The 17,303-nt window shown below is 39.4% G+C and carries 14 protein-coding genes; 6 read left to right on the top strand and 8 right to left on the bottom strand.

Going from position 1 to position 17,303, the window contains the following annotated elements; genetic code table 11:
- Positions 1–117: 117 nt before the first annotated feature.
- The 3 genes from PAUR_RS21295 to PAUR_RS21285 are packed head-to-tail and all read right to left on the bottom strand — an operon-like array spanning position 118 to position 4,165.
- Positions 118–801, bottom strand: a complete 684-nt coding sequence (locus PAUR_RS21295) for a polyphosphate polymerase domain-containing protein (RefSeq protein WP_192509726.1) — start codon at positions 799–801, stop codon at positions 118–120.
- Positions 798–3,431: a CotH kinase family protein gene (locus tag PAUR_RS21290; protein WP_192509725.1), complete on the bottom strand. Its 2,634-nt coding sequence runs from the start codon at positions 3,429–3,431 to the stop codon at positions 798–800. Before PAUR_RS21290 ends, PAUR_RS21295 begins: the two co-directional genes overlap by 4 nt.
- Before the next feature lie 2 nt (positions 3,432–3,433).
- Positions 3,434–4,165, bottom strand: coding sequence for a DUF4956 domain-containing protein (locus PAUR_RS21285; RefSeq protein WP_192509724.1), 732 nt, complete (start codon positions 4,163–4,165; stop codon positions 3,434–3,436).
- A 263-nt stretch (positions 4,166–4,428) separates the two neighbouring features.
- On the opposite strand from PAUR_RS21285, the gene PAUR_RS21280 reads away from it, so the two are divergent.
- Entirely contained in the window at positions 4,429–5,838 is a 1,410-nt protein-coding gene (locus tag PAUR_RS21280) for an Lcl C-terminal domain-containing protein (protein WP_192509723.1), read from the top strand.
- A gap of 14 nt (positions 5,839–5,852) precedes the next feature.
- Positions 5,853–6,473: a hypothetical protein gene (locus PAUR_RS21275; protein WP_192509722.1), complete on the top strand. Its 621-nt coding sequence runs from the start codon at positions 5,853–5,855 to the stop codon at positions 6,471–6,473.
- Positions 6,474–6,531: 58 nt separating this feature from the next.
- On the opposite strand, the gene PAUR_RS21270 is transcribed toward PAUR_RS21275, so the two are convergent.
- The 3 genes from PAUR_RS21270 to PAUR_RS21260 all read right to left on the bottom strand — a co-directional run bounded on the left by PAUR_RS21270 (position 6,532) and on the right by PAUR_RS21260 (position 9,495).
- Positions 6,532–7,224: an SDR family oxidoreductase gene (locus PAUR_RS21270; RefSeq protein WP_192509721.1), complete on the bottom strand. Its 693-nt coding sequence runs from the start codon at positions 7,222–7,224 to the stop codon at positions 6,532–6,534.
- Between the two features lie 223 nt (positions 7,225–7,447).
- Positions 7,448–7,939, bottom strand: a complete 492-nt coding sequence (locus PAUR_RS21265; RefSeq protein WP_192509720.1) for a GNAT family N-acetyltransferase — start codon at positions 7,937–7,939, stop codon at positions 7,448–7,450.
- A gap of 59 nt (positions 7,940–7,998) precedes the next feature.
- Positions 7,999–9,495: a DUF3612 domain-containing protein gene (locus PAUR_RS21260; RefSeq protein ID WP_192509719.1), complete on the bottom strand. Its 1,497-nt coding sequence runs from the start codon at positions 9,493–9,495 to the stop codon at positions 7,999–8,001.
- Between the two features lie 164 nt (positions 9,496–9,659).
- Here PAUR_RS21260 and PAUR_RS21255 point away from each other — a divergent pair, with 164 nt between their 5' ends.
- The 4 genes from PAUR_RS21255 to PAUR_RS21240 all read left to right on the top strand — a co-directional run bounded on the left by PAUR_RS21255 (position 9,660) and on the right by PAUR_RS21240 (position 15,564).
- A complete protein-coding gene (locus PAUR_RS21255) occupies positions 9,660–10,163 on the top strand; it encodes an aldolase/citrate lyase/malate synthase family protein (protein WP_192509718.1) in 504 nt (167 codons plus the stop codon).
- 204 nt (positions 10,164–10,367) lie between these two features.
- Entirely contained in the window at positions 10,368–11,243 is an 876-nt protein-coding gene (kynA, locus tag PAUR_RS21250; protein WP_192509717.1) for a tryptophan 2,3-dioxygenase, read from the top strand.
- Between the two features lie 22 nt (positions 11,244–11,265).
- Positions 11,266–12,453, top strand: coding sequence for an aminotransferase class V-fold PLP-dependent enzyme (locus tag PAUR_RS21245; RefSeq protein ID WP_192509716.1), 1,188 nt, complete (start codon positions 11,266–11,268; stop codon positions 12,451–12,453).
- Between the two features lie 513 nt (positions 12,454–12,966).
- The gene (locus tag PAUR_RS21240; RefSeq protein ID WP_192509715.1) at positions 12,967–15,564 is read left to right on the top strand and encodes an ExeM/NucH family extracellular endonuclease; all 2,598 of its coding nucleotides are present in this window, start codon (positions 12,967–12,969) and stop codon (positions 15,562–15,564) included.
- A gap of 161 nt (positions 15,565–15,725) precedes the next feature.
- Here PAUR_RS21240 and PAUR_RS21235 read toward each other — a convergent pair whose 3' ends face one another.
- Together PAUR_RS21235 and PAUR_RS21230 are read right to left on the bottom strand one after the other, a co-directional pair.
- Complete coding sequence (locus PAUR_RS21235; RefSeq protein ID WP_192509714.1) at positions 15,726–15,941, bottom strand: hypothetical protein; 216 nt, start codon at positions 15,939–15,941, stop codon at positions 15,726–15,728.
- 75 nt (positions 15,942–16,016) lie between these two features.
- On the bottom strand, positions 16,017–16,799 hold the full coding sequence (locus tag PAUR_RS21230) for a PhzF family phenazine biosynthesis protein (RefSeq protein WP_192509713.1): 783 nt from the start codon (positions 16,797–16,799) through the stop codon (positions 16,017–16,019).
- Between the last annotated feature and the right edge of the window lie 504 nt (positions 16,800–17,303).

Raw genomic sequence — 17,303 nt, 5'->3', positions numbered from 1 at the left:
GTTTCAAAGTGCTTTTTTAAAAAATCCTGCAAAACTCATTAATGGAACCGATAAGGCCCAAAACAAGCCTTAGTTACCTATTTAAATCCAGCATATACCCTAAAAATATGCGCTTTATTAATACCACGTCAACATGCGTATGCCATTCACGTATTTTGAATGTCGAGAAGGTCTTAGCGGACAACTTCCTACCAACGCCGACAACTGACGTTCATATAACTCATCTGTTTTGAGCTCCATCAACACATAAGCACCTAAAGATATCTGCTTACGTAAATTCAGACTAGTATGATACCGTTGATCAAACACATGCATATCTTGATCAAATGTCGCCCGTATTCGCCGGCATTTTGACTCAAAGTATTGTCTTTGATAACGACATACTAAAATCGGCATCTGCTCATTACCCCATAGCAGTTGCCCTCGATGGGGCAGCGACTTATGAGCCACGCGCAATATGTTCGGCCACCTCCCTTGCCCATTAGCTAAGTCAAAATCTAATGGAAAAGTTACTTTATACCCTTTCCCTGCTTCTCGGTGTTTAAATTCTAGCTTTGCTTTCTCAGCCTGTACCAAATCATGATACCAACGAATTCGAACTTTCTTGCGAAAACTAATACCACTTAAGTTCTCTTCATATCGCTCCAAATGAGCATCATCTAAATAAAGGCTGTTAACATAACGCTCAGGAAAACTCTCTTCAAACCCAAGTAAATGTGTTTTAAGCCATGCTTGAATATTATGTAGCCGATTTAATGGTATCGGTATCTTAACTTCAAACCGTCTATTTTGTTGCGTCATTTTGGCTTATCCGATTTCATAACTGTTTGATACAACCCTTTAACACTTAAAGGCTGTGGTGTTATCTGTTTGTCATTTACACTAAGCATACTCCCAATTTGACTCACCATTTTTTGACCACAACCAACATCTTTACAAGTAAATTCTGAAATATCCATTTTAGCAGGCCCAAAATATGGCTTTTTGCTGTAACTCATTAACGCATAGTGATTTACGTCCATTACCGTTAATTTACTTCCTACAATCGTTGAGTCATCCTTTGCTACTAAGGCAAAGTTCACCCGAGAAAACTGACTATCATATACCGCTAATTGGCTTCGCTCCCCAGCCGAGATAGCTTTATCACGTATATTAGTAAAATGCGTACCACTTATCTTTAAGTTAGACCCACTCACATCAATTCCATCGCCCCCAGAACGAGCCCCAACATCATTGAAAGCCGAATTACTTACGCTTCCTGTACAAAAATCACAATCGAATGCATCTGATAAGGCATTTCGTATCGATAATCTCGATATTGTTACATCGCCATTGATGATATTTAGTGCATCCTCTGAGTAATTGTCACTTATTTTTAAGCCATCTATATTAACTTTCCCACCAATAAAATAGGCTGAGCCTCTTGGTTGCCACAAACCTAATTTAGGACTGCTTGCATGACTCAATTGAGTATGTGTGATTGATGAGCCTAAGCGACTATTTTTATTAAATACTGAAATTCCGGCCCAATATGAGGCATTTTCAGCACGTGTAATGACAATAGGTGCTTCAAGCTCTCCTTTTAACATCACTCCTCCAAATATCATAAGCCCCGAACCTTCGGTAAACGTCAAATGTGTACCTGCGTCAATGACTAAATCAATATCATCTGTAGAGACAATATAGTCATCAATAGTCCAATGACCCGTTTTAATTTTCCAGTGCCCTTCTGCCACTTCAATAAATGGATACTTTTTAAGATTTAAGTGCTGTGTTGGTCTTGGTATAAAGCTCAATGGCTGTATATTCTCTATAAACGTAAACCGTGCTTTCTTTTTACCACTTAAGCCCGCAGTCACTTCTACCTGTGTTAACTCCTGCGGTAGTGAAAAGGTCAATTCAGAGCCGGCTGTAAGCATTACCGGTAATTGCGCATTTATATTCTCGAGTGGAAACTGTAAATCAAATTTATTTACACCACTGATCCCCTTTATTTCAAGAGACTGCGAATCCGGATTGCGTATAGTCACCTCAGATATCCCTGAGGATTTAGTAAACCCACTCACCAAGTCCCAACTTCTTTGCGCTACCATACTTGTCATATGCCGATGAAGCGCGCTATCCATCGGTTGAATATTTTGACAAGGCTCATCCAAATACCCATTTTCAATACAATGTAATTGCTTTTCTAACAATGCTAAATTAAATGTATTTACAAGCGGGGCACTAGCGTGAATGCGTTGAATAAAACGCTGCTGGCGCTCTGACAGTTTTGCCAACAATTCACCACGACTAAATTGCCGTTTTAATGTTTGTAATGCTTGGTTATAGGCATGTTTCACGCGAGGGTCTGCGAGCATTTGTTTACTGATCAAAAAGTCATTTGAAGGTGGCTGCATAAGCCAGTGATGCTCTGCAGGGGTAACAGCTACGTCACTTTGAATAGGCTCTAACTTCGCTGTATGTGGATTGTAATACCAGCGCCAATTATTCCACGTTAATGCATGCCATGCCCCCCATACATCAACTGTCGCCAAATATTGTCCTAGCCTTTTTACATCAAAAACATCACTCGCAGTGCGTCTGCCATCAAGAAAGTCGCTCAGCAATGCCAACGCTATTTGTCGCTGTTTACTAAGGCTGGCATTTTTCAGTACCGTATTTCTTTGAATAACTCGTGGCTTCAATACCCGCTGCAATTGCAAATTTTCTGATGCTGTTTGCTGATGTAAATCTAACCGAACAATCATCCCCTCAGTGCGATTGTTTGTTGCAAGCATATCTTGACTAAACGCTTGCTCAAACATCATTACGCCCCAGTTCTGGCCATTAATTACCACTTTTACAGGCCTATACGTCGGAGTGATGATATCAAAGCCCGCCAGCTTTAACGTTTCGGAAAATAACATAGGCCCTTGATGTATTCGAACATTAGAGCTCAATAAAGAAAAACGCCTTGCCGAGAATAAAGCCTGCTTCTGTTTCAATTCAACACGCAATGACCAACGATTAAATGCCGCTACATGATCTAACATATCGCCTTGAAGTCTAATCGTCGCTTTTAGTTTCTTGTTTTCAAAAAATACACTCCCAGCCACCTCGCTTCTTTGTTCTGGAATTTGCCCGTGCGTAAATGCAGTATCCCGGTCTTTCTCAAGTAACAACCAATCTTGGTATTTAATGTCTATTTTTAACAGAGGGAGGTCGCTATCAGCCATAGCCCAATTCAAAGGCGCTCGCACTACATCACTGACTAGCTGCATGGCTTTTTCTTTACTGTCTTGATGTAAAGATACAAAACCACTTTGAATCAGCAGCGTTTTAACCATATTCACCGATGGCAATAATAAAATGACAATAACGCATAACGCACCTATTAGTGCTAGCTTTTCAGCCTTTGAAGTACGCGCGTGAGTTGAATCTAAACGCATCGCTATACACCTGTAATGTTGTGCTGCTCTAATAACGACACATTTATTCCATTATACTGAGATTTCAAGTCATCAACTAACTTGTCAACGTGCTCTGCATTTTTGATTGAAATAAAAAATGTTGCGTCAAATCTATCATTATCAGTATCATATCTCCGCATTTCCATGCGCACGGAGTACCTTTCCAAGGTTGTCTTTAAAGCGTCTAAAGACACGTTTGTTGAAGTACCAGACTCAGGATTTAAATAACTCAAAGACAAAAATAAGCCATTCTCTTCATACGATTTGGCATGACGCTTTTTCGCTAAAGTCACTAGTACCAACGTAACCACACATGCCACAATAGCCGCTAAAGTTTGCCCAGCTCCCAGTGCAACTGCAATTCCAATATTTAAAAACAAGTAGATAAGCTCTTCTGGTTCTTTTATAGGTGTTCTAAAACGTACAATTGACAAGGCGCCAACTAAACCCAGCGCCAAGGCCAACGATGCCTTCACAACCGTAATAATCAAAATAACGGTTAACATCAATAGTGGAAATAACCTTGAAAAGTCCTGCCGATTACAAAATGCCGAAGAATATTTACGAAAGTGGTAGCCAATAACTGATGCAAGTACAAACCCCAGTAGCAAGTTAAGCAATAACGCCCCCAATTGAACACTCGCATATGGGAAAAACATCGAACGAATATCTTTCGGTAGAAATGCAATTAAAAGTGGGTCTACTGACTCCATAAATGTTTCCTTTTTGTTTCTGTTTCTATGAGCTAATACGCTATATTCAGCTCATCGCGTCATGATATGAAACTAAATATATTATTCTAAGCATAGAGCTAACATAGCGAACTGCAAAAATTCTATCTGAATAATGTGTGAATACTTTCGCTTTTTTGATGAAAATAAAATCATCATCTAAAATAGGTGTTGCTACCACTTTTTATCTCTTGCAGTTATATAAATAATAGAGCTTTTACAAATTTAGCGAAATTAGGATAGCTATGAGCGAAAATAGAATGAGTTATTTTTGGTTAAATAGAATGATAAAATTTATTTTTTTAATTCTTTTTTTTGCATTAATAGGTTGTAATTATAAACCCGACGATTCGGATAATAACCTTCCTAATATCGATATACCAGAACCCCCTCAAACTATTGAGCTACCAGATATACCTTTGTGCAATGGTTCATGCAGTTGTGACGAAATAGTGCTAAAAGGAAATGACACAGGGATTCAATATAGCGCAGGATATGTCTCTGAAAACTTAGCTTCTTGCAACATACAAGACCCGTTTTTACAAGACTGCCAAATAGGCCGAGATTTCCTAGCTGATGCAACTGGATTAATTAAAGTCGGGTTTGGTGTTGCCAGTTTTGATTATTCTAAAATAGCAAACGATGGTCAGGTTTTACCTAATGATTTTGCTACATGGCAATGTGTTCGAGATAACCTAACCAACTTAACATGGGAAGTTAAAACATCGCCTACGAGTGGCCTTTTTAACGCATCAGACCAAACCTATAGCTATGCAGATCCTAAACACCCAGAGTACTCGACCTATGATCAAGGAGAATGTAATAACCTAGGTAACTGTGATACTCAAAAATATATTGCTTACATCAACACCCAAAACCTTTGTGGGTACAATGATTGGCGACTGCCCTCAAAAATAGAATTACAAGACCTTGTAGATTACAGCGCCGTACAACCGGCTATTGATGTATCCGCTTTTCCAAATACCAAAGTTGGTAATTATTGGACAAGCACTCTCGATACCGATGATACAAATAGTATCTGGTCAATCAACTTTAACTTTGGCACAGTTGCCGGAGGGATTAGTTCGAATAGACAAATGATACGGCTTGTTAGAGGTAAACGCTTCGAAAATAAATTGCCAGAAGCAACAGTACGTGAATTAGATCCCTCATTAAGAAATCAAGTTGCCCCTAAACAACGCTGTAACTCAATAGTATCAGCCACAGCACCAATCGCTCGATTTAAACGAGATGAAACTGGAGAGATATTTGATACATTTACAGGGCTTATCTGGCAAGCCTGTGTTGCTGGACAAAGTGGTGAAAATTGCGCAGAAGGAGAAGCTTCACTCCTAACTTGGCAGGAAGCACTCGAATATGCAAATCAAAATAATGAACAAACAAACAACAAAACCCCTTGGCGATTACCTAATATTAAGGAACTACAAAGAACCATAGAAAACCAATGTGAAGAACCTGCGCTTAACCCCTTTGCATTTGCAAATGTACCGATGACACAGGTTTGGAGCGCAACACCACATAGTAAAGAGACTGAAAAAACCTTCCATTATCAATATCAAAATAGCATTATTTTTTATGGTGATAGGACCGAAAAGCATGCCGTACATTTAGTACGAGATTGCCAATTCAATTAAAGGAGCTTTAATCTATGAAATACTTTTCAATTACCATATTCATATTATTACTCGCGCATAGTGTAAAAACTCAAGCCAACGATTTAGACTTTTATAAGTATCATATCGGGTTAAAAACCAGTTACCTGAGCGTAAATAATAAAACGAATAACCCTGAACAAAACTTATTGTTAGAAGACTTTGGCGTTAGTTTAGGGGCTTTTTATAGTGGCCAATACGAGTCCTTCGGGCTATTTTCAGCAGGAATTGATTTCATTTACATAGAAGATAAACTCCCCTTTTCAGAGTCTGTAAGAAATGAATTCACTGGCGAGTTATCTGAAAAAGAGTCTAGTATTTTTGGAAAAGCTATCTACGTAGAAGCAGGTGTATTTACCAGTTTTCTTTATCAAAATGCGCTGCAGTTCGGTGTATTGGGAGGGTATCAGTATAACGATTTGACCCGAACAATATTACGCTGTGAGCAATGTACAGAACAAGACTTGTATCAATTTGAAAACTCAACTTATGTAAAGCCATTTATAAAATATAAATTTACTGCACGCTTAAGCGTTCAATTTGCATATAGCCACTACTTCAATGATATGGGGTTTGATGACGCAATCAGTTTACAAATTGCACTGGTCAAATTTTAACCCATCCATTTAACCTCACAGCGACTCAAAGGTTAATAAGCTAAAGCCGCAAAGATACTTACCAAGGTATCTCGTCACCAGTATAGCTATAAAAACCACCGCTTTGGGTATCTTGCAAGTTATCTATAATATACTTGAGACCTTGCGCTGATTCATCAGCCTCAATCAAAGCGTTAGGGCCACCCATAGAGGTTTTTACCCAGCCAGGGTGCAATGACACTGTTTTGATCCCTTCCGGTAAAAGATCATTCGATAAACTTTTTATCGCTGAATTGAGTGCAGCTTTAGAGCTACGATATATATAACCCCCACCCTTTGTATTTTCAGTATGACTGCCTACTTTTGAAGAAATAGCTGCAATGACTTTTAACTCACCGCTTTTTATATGTGCTACAAATGCTTCTGCTAGTTTAATCGGTGCAATCACGTTTGTTTCAAAAACATCTTGCCACGCCTGTGTGTCACAATGGCCAAAGCCGTAATTCTGAGGGCCGTAAATTCCGGCATTATTTAACAAAACGTCAATTGGTTGACCTTGTAGTTGCAAAGCCAACTGAGTTACTTGTGCGTAATTGGTTATATCTAAAGTAAAAATAGTTAACGAACGGTAGCGAAGCGTAAGCGATTGAAGCGCTTCAGCACTTTTAGGGTCTCTACATGTCGCAAGCACTTGCCATCCAGCACGTAAATACAACGTGGTTAAAGCAAATCCGATACCACGGTTTGCTCCTGTGATAAGAACCGTTTTCATGTAAAACACCTCGCTTTTAAATAAGGAATCGTAAGTTTGTACCTAAAGGTACTATTACTAAAGTTAGTAAAAATAGCAATATAAAAAGCCCTAAAACAGAGTGTTTTATATTGAATCATTAATTACAATTTTTATAGCTAAAAGAAAATGATAAAAATCATTTTGCGTGACAAAAAGTTAGATATTTAAGTACTTAAGTTAAAATATTCGATTTTTAATAAAATTATGTCTGTGCCAAGATTGGTTTATCCGCCACATACAACTGCATAAACATAGATTCCGGATCTGGTTTATATGCTCCGTAACTATCCCGCTCGTAAAAACCAAAGTAACGATACAATGCGATTGCTTCATATTGTTTAACCCCAGTCTCAAGCATAATTTTATTTAAACCCCGCTCTGTGACCAGCGAAATCAAGTGTGACAGTATTCTTTTTGAGAGACCCAAACCTCTAAACTGGGGCTTGACATAAATTCGCTTAAACTCCCCATATTTAGCATTGTCCTCCTGCTTGAAAATAACAGCACCACATGCGGCTAACTCCCCTTCAATATAAATTCCACACAACTCACTATTATCCTGGTCAACTTCATCTACGGACAGCAATATGTTGAGTTCGTTTGGGTACAATGAGTGCATCAATTTATCTATTTCTGAAAAAATCTCACTCACCCCATCACAGCTTGAAGTTAACCGTACTATTGAGCCTTTCATTTAATGTCCTTTATAACTAAAACCAAAACAAGGTACTATATAAGGTACATCCATTCAAGCTAAGCCTGATAACAGCTTGGCTCTCTAGGACACGTATTACCGCGAGTACAAATAACTCTTACTTCATTTTCAATTCCACGCTCTATCCAATTTATGTTTAAGATTCTAGCAACACTCACAAGTTGTGTTTTTAATACGTGAGGCACAACACTTGATCCCCCATGTTTAATACATAATTGCTGCAGTTGACGTATTATCTCGGGGGCATCAAAGCCTTGCGCTGCTATTGCAGGAGTGAGATCAATTCCAGCACATAAAATATGTGGACTTCCAGCTAAATCATGTACCTGTATAGACTCGCAACAATATAATCTCGGCTCGCCTGCCACCATTAACACAGACAATTGCGCGCTACTCACCCCTGAGTCATCAGTAAATTTACGAAATACCGCCCAATGTTGGCAAGGGTCTTCGACAACACGCATGTTACCCCATGGTAATGGGATCCCATTACCTCGGTACACCGCTTTTAGTTTGCCTGGTTGATAAGCATCAAAATAATGCCAGTGAGGGTAAGACGACACAACCGTCATTCTGCGCATTGCAACAGATGCTGAAATATTAAGCTGTTCATGCACTTTAATCTCATATCCACAGCTATCGAGTAATTGACGAAATGGGGCCTTAGGGCACAACAAAGCCCCTGCAAAAAAGCTAGATTCAAAATCTCGCCATGCATTCAGTGTATCTTGTGCATTGGGTGTACTCAGCTCAGTCTGTACTTCAACATCGCTGCCACCTATTTTTAATACACAGTGTAAACCTTCCAAGTTATGTAACACGGCATGACCAATATGAACAGCTAGATCATACTTTAAACGGCTCTCTCGCTGATGCAATAGTGTATTTAGATTTACAGTATTTGGTGGTGTGAAATAGGATGTTACCAATACGTCATCTACCGCCCTCTCTTGATTTAATAAATTTTTTGGTAAGTTATCAAACCACTTGATATTTAAACCTTTTTCCTTGGCAATGGTGAGTAAATCGTTGGCATTTAAATAGAGGTTTTTCTTTCCCACTTCTTCGGCAGCACGCTCTAAATCAGGGAAATGATTTTGATGGTGCTCTTGATGTGCACGTATCAATAAGTGAGCAAATTGACGGCCACTTATCCCCGTTTGCGACAGCATCTCAGGGATAGCAATTTGTAGTATCTCATTAGAGAATAAAAAATTAGGCTCTAACGCCATACCTTCAATTCCACCGTGATTCCCCTTAATCGGCGCGATTGTGTTGGGTTCAGGATCATTGTCTAAAAACCAATCAATGGGCTTTTGAAACACCTCCGCTAAATTGTCTAACATATCCATACTCGGGGTTCGCTTTCCTCTTTCAATCATTGATAAATATGAAACCGAGGGTGCTGAACCTGCATCAATTCTAATACAGCGTGCCGATAAATCTTCAAGCGTTAAATTATTTCGTTTTCGCAAATTACGAATTTTTGTCCCCGTAAAATGAGATTTTCGCATCAAACTTTGGTTATTTTTCATTGTTTTTATTTGACCTCAGTTACATTGCATAGACATTAACCTTAGCATTATTTGTAAAATTCACACTGTAAAATTCTTTTTGTCAAATTATAAAAAATATTCTTCTACACTGAATTTGTCCACTCTCACAATATTTATCTGACTCGAAGAATGAGGAACATACCATGACAGCACTTACCCGTTCACCCATCGACAATTCTGTACAAGGTTGTCAAAAACTAGAACTAGCAAAACGATTTTTAGATGAACATTGCCCATTAGATTACGGCTCACATATGCAAACCACGCATTACGTTGTTTACTACAATCATCTAATGGCTTTCTTCGCAGATGGGACTCATTGTGGGCTAAAACAGCCCTGTCAATTTGTTGCTTTATGTGGACATAAAGATGATCCAACCGCTATTTTACTGAAAAAAGCAGATGGATTACACGTTGAACTCACATTTAACCGCTGTGGAAATACAGGTAAAAGTGATGTCGCGCATATCGATGATATTCAATTCGAAACAGCATTAAGTGCGTTAGATAATCAACATGTTCAGCCACAGTTAAAACGTCTTTGGGTGAGCTTTTTAACCGGTGTTCAACATGCGTTATGTAACACTTCCAGTGTTAAACAGTATACGGCCAAAGACGGAAGTGACTACCAACTTACTGCATACTAACTTAAAAAGTAGGCCATACTCATTCTAACAGTATGGCCTATTACCAGTTTTATATTCATATTTCGCCATGTCAAAATGATAAATATGGATAGCTCATCTTTTCTCAAATCACGTGTATTTTGTTGAAATGGTCATTGCTTGTTATTCTGCACTAGAAAAAACTAAAATAACCAATTAGTAGCACCAAATAAAACAGGAAAAGCAATGAGTTGTCCGTACAGCAATAAGCCCACTGACCCTGAAGGTCAAACCAACTATCGAGCAATTGAAGACAACATTCATACTGACTTTAAAGATGACATGTCATACGGTGATTATTTACATTTAGAAAAAGTACTGAATGCTCAGCACCCTCTTTCTAACCAGCACGATGAAATGCTATTTATCGTCATCCATCAGGCCAGTGAGTTATGGATTAAACTCGCAGGACATGAGCTCAATGAAGCGGTAGAAAATATCAAAAGTGGCGATTTTGGACATGCCTTTAAAGTAATCGCACGAGTAAAACAAATACTTAGCCAGCTCACTCAGTCTTGGGGAATTCTATCGACGTTAACCCCTGTAGATTACTTAAAATTTCGCGATACACTCGGTCACTCTTCGGGGTTTCAATCTTATGGTTACCGCAAGATCGAATTTTTGTTAGGCAATAAAAACGCTGAGCTACTAAAAGTACACGAAAGTAACCCTCAAGTGCATCAAGAACTGCAATACATTCTCAATCAACCAAGTTTATACGATGAAGCATTGCTTGCACTCAAATCCCACGGGTTACCAATCGATAAGGCGGTCCTAGAGAGAGACTTTAGCCTGCCGTATCAAGCAAACAAAAGTGTTTTAAATGCCTGGTTAACGGTTTACCAAAACGCGGAGCAGTACTTTCACTTATATGAGCTTGCCGAGAAATTAGTGGATATTGAAGATAGCTTCCAGCAGTGGCGTTTTAAGCATATGTATACGGTTCAACGTATTATTGGCAATAAAATAGGCACGGGAGGCTCATCAGGGGTAAGCTTTTTAAAAAAAGCACTTGATATCAGTTTTTTTCCTGAGCTCTTTGAGTTACGTACTCACCTATAACTGCTTTTATTGGAGTAAAATAATGACAACAGAATTCGCCAAATTACTGCAGCCGCACTACAGTGATTTTAAAGTTGACAAACGAATCCTCTTATCAGGTCATTCTCATCAAGCGTGGCCAAACGTTGCCAAGCAAGGGGTCTTAGAGTGTTACCAACACGCTGCTGAGCACATAGACGATAAATGGCAGCTGGCTTTTAAAAAAGCAGCTCAAGTGAAAGCGTTTTATGCATCTTTACTCGATGATCCCACTGCCCAAATTACATTGGGCGCATCCACTCATGAGCTATTACTCAGGTTCCTATCTGATCTATCATGCTTTAAAACACCACGAAAACGCCCTATCAAAATTGTTACCACTGATGGTGAATTCCATTCTATGCGACGACAACTGAATCGCCTAAAAGATCTCAATATAAAGATAGTGAATGTACCTGTTCAACCGAGTGAAACATTGGCTGAACGACTTATTGAGGAAATTGATCAACACACTGACGCGGTCATGCTTTCCGCTGTATTTTACGGTACCAGCGAGATATTCAATGACATAGGCCATGTTGCACGTTACGCCCATACGCTCACGGTTCCTTGTTTAGTCGATGCATATCATGCGCTCAATGTCGTACCATTTAGCCTAAAAGAGTGGGACTTAGAGCATGCATTTATTGTCTCTGGCGGATATAAATACTGCCAAGCCGGTGAAGGAAACTGCATGTTGCGCATACCACCAAGCCATCAAGGAAGCCCTATCATTACTGGGTGGTTTGCAGAGTTTAGCCTGCTAGAGCAATCGCCGGGTGAGGTACGATATGGGGTGGGTAGTAGCGCATTTGATGGTTCAACTTACGATCCAACGAGTCACTACCGCGCCGCTGCCGTATTTGATTTTTTTGCTCAGCAGCAGCTAACCCCTTCAAAATTAAGGGCTGTTAGTCAACAACAAATTTTGTATTTAGCCAACGGTATTAAATCACAGCCAAAGCTGAATGCACACTTTGAATTTTCGTCTCACTCACTAACTCACAATGCCGGTTTTTTAGCCCTGACAACCCCTGTAGCGGCTCAGTGGGTCAGTGCACTAGCTACTCAAGGCGTGCAATGCGATAGCCGTGGGAATCAGTTGAGATTAGGCCCTGCACCATATATAACCACTCAACAATTGGAACAAGCCATTGAAAAAATAGACAAAGTGAGTAAAACCATCTCCTGAAATTAATCCATAAATTGGCCGTATCTACCGGTGACTATTTTTCTCTTAGAAGCGCATTAGAGCATCAGTCTACCCGGTTAATATAACCGATATGAGAACAAAAAAGGGATTATCTCAGCTAAAATTACAGCTCAATCGTAAAGGTTTATTTGCTAACGAATATAATCACGACTTAAATGTCGTGATGCTCACTTGCGACACTCAAGCTTCACTATTGTGTACTTACTATCCATGTAAAGTTATTCACTTACCAGCACATACTTAAAATAGACAAATTTACTCAAAAGTAAGATCCTACAATTTCACTCTAATCCATACATACCTTATCCGGCAGCGACTATACCAACACAGCCCGACCAAACGTTTCTAATCCCATGCTAAAAAACAAGACTCCCAACCAAAAACACAACAAAATAAAAACATTTGACACATTTTAGAAACAAAATTAAAGTAGAATATCTACGCTAAATTTTCTATTCAAAATAATAAATCTAACACGGGAACAATAAGAAAATGTTAAAAAAAGCGATTTTAGCATCACTCATTTCGGCAGTATGCGTACCAGCACATGCACAACTCATTATCTCTGAATATATAGAAGGCAGTAGTAATAATAAGGCTATTGAGCTTTATAATACTGGCACAGATACCATTAACTTAGACGGTTATGCACTCTCTTATTACTTCAATGGTAAAACGACCGCAGGCAGAACCATCAACCTTGAAGGCTCCATAGCAGCAAATACCACCTTTGTTATTGCACACACTAGCGCAACGGCAGAGCTTGCGAATAAAGCACAACTACTCTCAGGTGGCAGTTGGTACAATGGTGATGATGCCGTAATACTGAGTAATGCAGGTAATACAATCGATAGCTTAGGCCAAAAAGGGGTTGATCCTGGTAGTAGCTGGTCTGATTCAGGTGTGAGCACTAAAGATCGCACTTTAATACGCATTAGCAGTATTTCACAAGGTGATAGTGACGATAGCGACGCGTTTATTCCTTCTGAACAATGGACAGCATTGGCAAAAGATGACTTTTCTAATATTGGCAAACATAACAATGAACAACCACCAGAACCGCCGACGCTCACTTGTAACGAAAACAATGTACTCATAAGTACAATTCAAGGTAACACCGATGAGAGCCCATTATTAGGAGAATATGTTGAGATACAGGGTGTTGTTACAACAGCACTGCAAGGGGACGACCAACTCAAAGGTTTTTTCATACAAGAAGAAACCTCTCAGTATGATAATGATCCTCTCACTTCAGAAGGAATATTTGTAGCCTATACTGGCTCCACTGTGACTGCTGGAGATGTAATCAAACTTTCAGGGAAAGTGCACGAAGAGTACGGACAAACTCAAATTAATTCTGTCAATGGTATTGCCAATTGTGGCACAGCACCGGTATCTTCAACGGATATCACCATGCCAGTACTTCCAAGCCTAGAAGCATACGAAGGTATGTTGGTTAATGTGACCAATGAACTCATTGTAAATGATACATATGGTTTAAAACGTTATGGTGAAGTGAAGCTCGCCAGTGAGCGACTGTATCAAGCAACTCAACTCGCCCTACCCGGTGAGCCAGCTAATGCATTAGAAGTACAAAATAAGCAAAAAGAGCTGACCCTCGATGATGGTATTTCAACTCAAAATCCAGAAGTGATCCCCTATCCAACCCCAGAACTTGATGCTTACAATACTATGAGGCTAGGAGATAAAGTCAACAATATTCTAGGCGTATTAGGCTTTGGGTACGGGCAGTATCGTATTCACCCAGTACAGCAACCGAACTTTATACAACAGAATCTCCGTACTGAAGCTCCTCATGTAGCCGAGCGGGGAGATTTGCGTATTGCCAGTTTTAACGTCTTAAATTACTTTAACGGTGACGGCCAAGGTGGCGGATTTCCAACGCCCAGAGGGGCCGACACTCAAGAAGAATTTGACCGTCAAAAAGCCAAAATAATCACTGCTATGCTTGATCTAGATGCCGATATCATCGGTATTTTAGAAATGGAGAACGATGGTTTTGATGAACTCAGTGCACTGGCCGATTTAACCTCTTCATTAAATGCACAAGATAGCACCAACCAATATGCTTATGTCAATTTGAACACCGCACAAGTCGGTGGCGATGCCATTATGTCGGCACTCATATACCGAAGTAATAAAGTCAAAGAAATAGGTGATCCGTCATTTACTGAAGCCGAACCATTTGATTACGGGAACCGTCCACCTGTCATGCAAACTTTTGAGTCGCTGGCCAGTCAAGAAGCGTTCAATGTGGTTATTACACATTTAAGATCCAAAGGGAGCTGTAGCCGTGCTGAAGGGTTAGATCAAGACCAAAATGATGGGCAAGGTTGCTGGAACCTTACTCGTATCAATGCAGTAAAAGCACTCTCAGCGTGGGTTTCAACTGAACCAACGGGCATATCTGATCCTGATACATTGATCTTAGGTGATATTAATGCCTATGCCCAAGAAGATCCTATTCGTACCTTCACTGAGCAAGGATATACCAATATCAAACAACAGTTAAATGGCAATACAGCTGACTATTCATATGTATATAAAGGACGTATTGGAAGCCTTGACCATGCCTTTGCCAGTACAGAGCTTATGAATAAAGTCATAGCCGTATCTGATTGGCATATTAATGCAGATGAACCAGCTGCACTTGACTATAATACTGAGTATAAATCTGATAAGCACAAGGCAAGTTTGTATTCAGAGCATGCTTATCGCTCTTCAGATCACGATCCCATTGTGATTGAGCTTGATACGACGCCTGCCCAAGATATCATTGAAGGAGAATTTACAGATATCAATGGCTGGTTATGGTGGCAACGTTTTTCTATTGAACTTCCTGAAGGGTATAATACTTTAGAAGTGAATATTGAGGGACAAGGTGAAGCCGACTTGTATGTTCGACATAATAAAAAGCCTTATTTTCTCAGCTTTGATTGTCGTCCATACCTTTGGGGAAGCAATGAACAATGTACCTTAACCAATGCCCAAAGCGGTACATGGCACTTTGGTATTCGCGGCATATTCCCCTATCAAAATGTCACACTAAAATATAAAGCAACGAAATAATATCAGTTGTATTAGGGACTGTGTTAAATAATAGCTATAAGATATCCATACTGCAATAAAAAAGCTGGGTTACGTAAACCCAGCTTCTACTGTTATCTGATAAAAGGTGACACCCTACTGCACTAAAACTTCATCAGCTTTAACACCAATCATCTACTCACTTATTTTACATAAATACGCAGCTGATCTAGCTCTGCACCAATGTACCGTGAGTCTAAATAAGGCCAAATATCAAATTTAGTGCTGTGCTGATATAACGATGCACCAACAGTAAGGTAAGCATCGGCTCTAGAGGTATGTTTAGTACTTAATGAAATGTAAGAATAGTCAAGCCCTGTACAAGTGCCAGCAAACATAGCACCACATTTCTTTAACATATTTATCCTTATTAACATTCTTCTTATTGTGTACTAAAACTCTAAAAGCACTCAAACATAGCGTTTACATTAATATCAAACGCTAATTTCACCTTTCAAATAATCGATGGCTTGACCTGACAATACCACTTTTTCTCCTTTCACATTGCACTCAACAACACCTGTTCTTGCAGAAAGCTGCTTACCAACAAGCTCAGTCTTGTTGAAAACCTCAGCCCAAAAAGGTGCTAATTCACAGTGTGCGGAGCCTGTTACAGGATCTTCGTTTACACGTAGTTTAGGAAAAAAGCAGCGACTCACAAAATCCACATGGTCTCCTTTGGCTGTGACAACAACACCTCGTTTGTCAAGCTGCTGCCATGCGCTAAAATCTGGGTTCAACGCGTTCACCGCTGCTTCATTCTCGAGTACAACCACATAGTCAAACCCAGTTCTTACTTGGCAAGGTGTCATATTACCTAGCCCTTTTAACAAAACGTCAGGTGCATCAATTGGGTGGACCATAGTCGCAGGGAACTCCATTGAATACCCGCCCGTTGCCTTGCTAACGTAAAGTGGACCACTGCGCGTTAAAAAGCAAATCTGCTCACGGTCATACCCCAAATGTGTAAACAATACATGTGCAGTGGCCAATGTAGCATGACCACACAGATCAACTTCTTCCAATGGTGTAAACCAGCGCAACTGATAACTATCCCCGTGAGCAACGAAAAAAGCCGTTTCAGATAGGTTATTTTCTTCCGCTATTTTTTGTAATAGCACATCATCTAGCCAATCTGCCAACGGTATAACCGCAGCTGGGTTACCTTCAAAAGCTTGAGTCGCAAATGCATCAACTTGATAAAGTGGTAATTTCATTTTATGTCCTTAGCGTTTAATACCTAATTGGATTTATTAAAAAACAGGCGGCACAACTACGTATTGGTTGCCCTTATTTGATGTAGTAAACCAGCATGTTAGCTGCATATTTAAGGTATAACGGAATACACTGCTTTAGTGCACGTTTTATCACCAAAGAAGCCACCTGTATTGAGTGTTTCCTTCTGTAATTATCTTCATCATCAATCGATGACTAGGATAACAAAAGTAATGTGACTGCTCATTCTTTTCACTATTTCTACACATGCCGATAAACATAGTACATTGATTTAAAATAAAAATATATTTTTAATAGAAAACAATAACCTAAGCAAAAATATAAAAATGTAACCTGCTGTAATTACTTTTTCGTTAAGTATGAACTAAAGTTTATATGCTCAAAAACTTGTAAACAAAAGGTAAAATTACAAGTCTAAAAAAATCGAAACACTGGACAAAAATTAACAACAAGGAGCTATCTACATCAATGTGTTATCTCCTCTC

This window comes from Pseudoalteromonas aurantia 208 (genome assembly GCF_014858725.1).
GTDB lineage: Bacteria > Pseudomonadota > Gammaproteobacteria > Enterobacterales > Alteromonadaceae > Pseudoalteromonas > Pseudoalteromonas aurantia.
The sequence above is the reverse complement of the archived record's forward strand: the minus strand, read 5'-3'. Positions and strand labels throughout refer to the sequence as shown.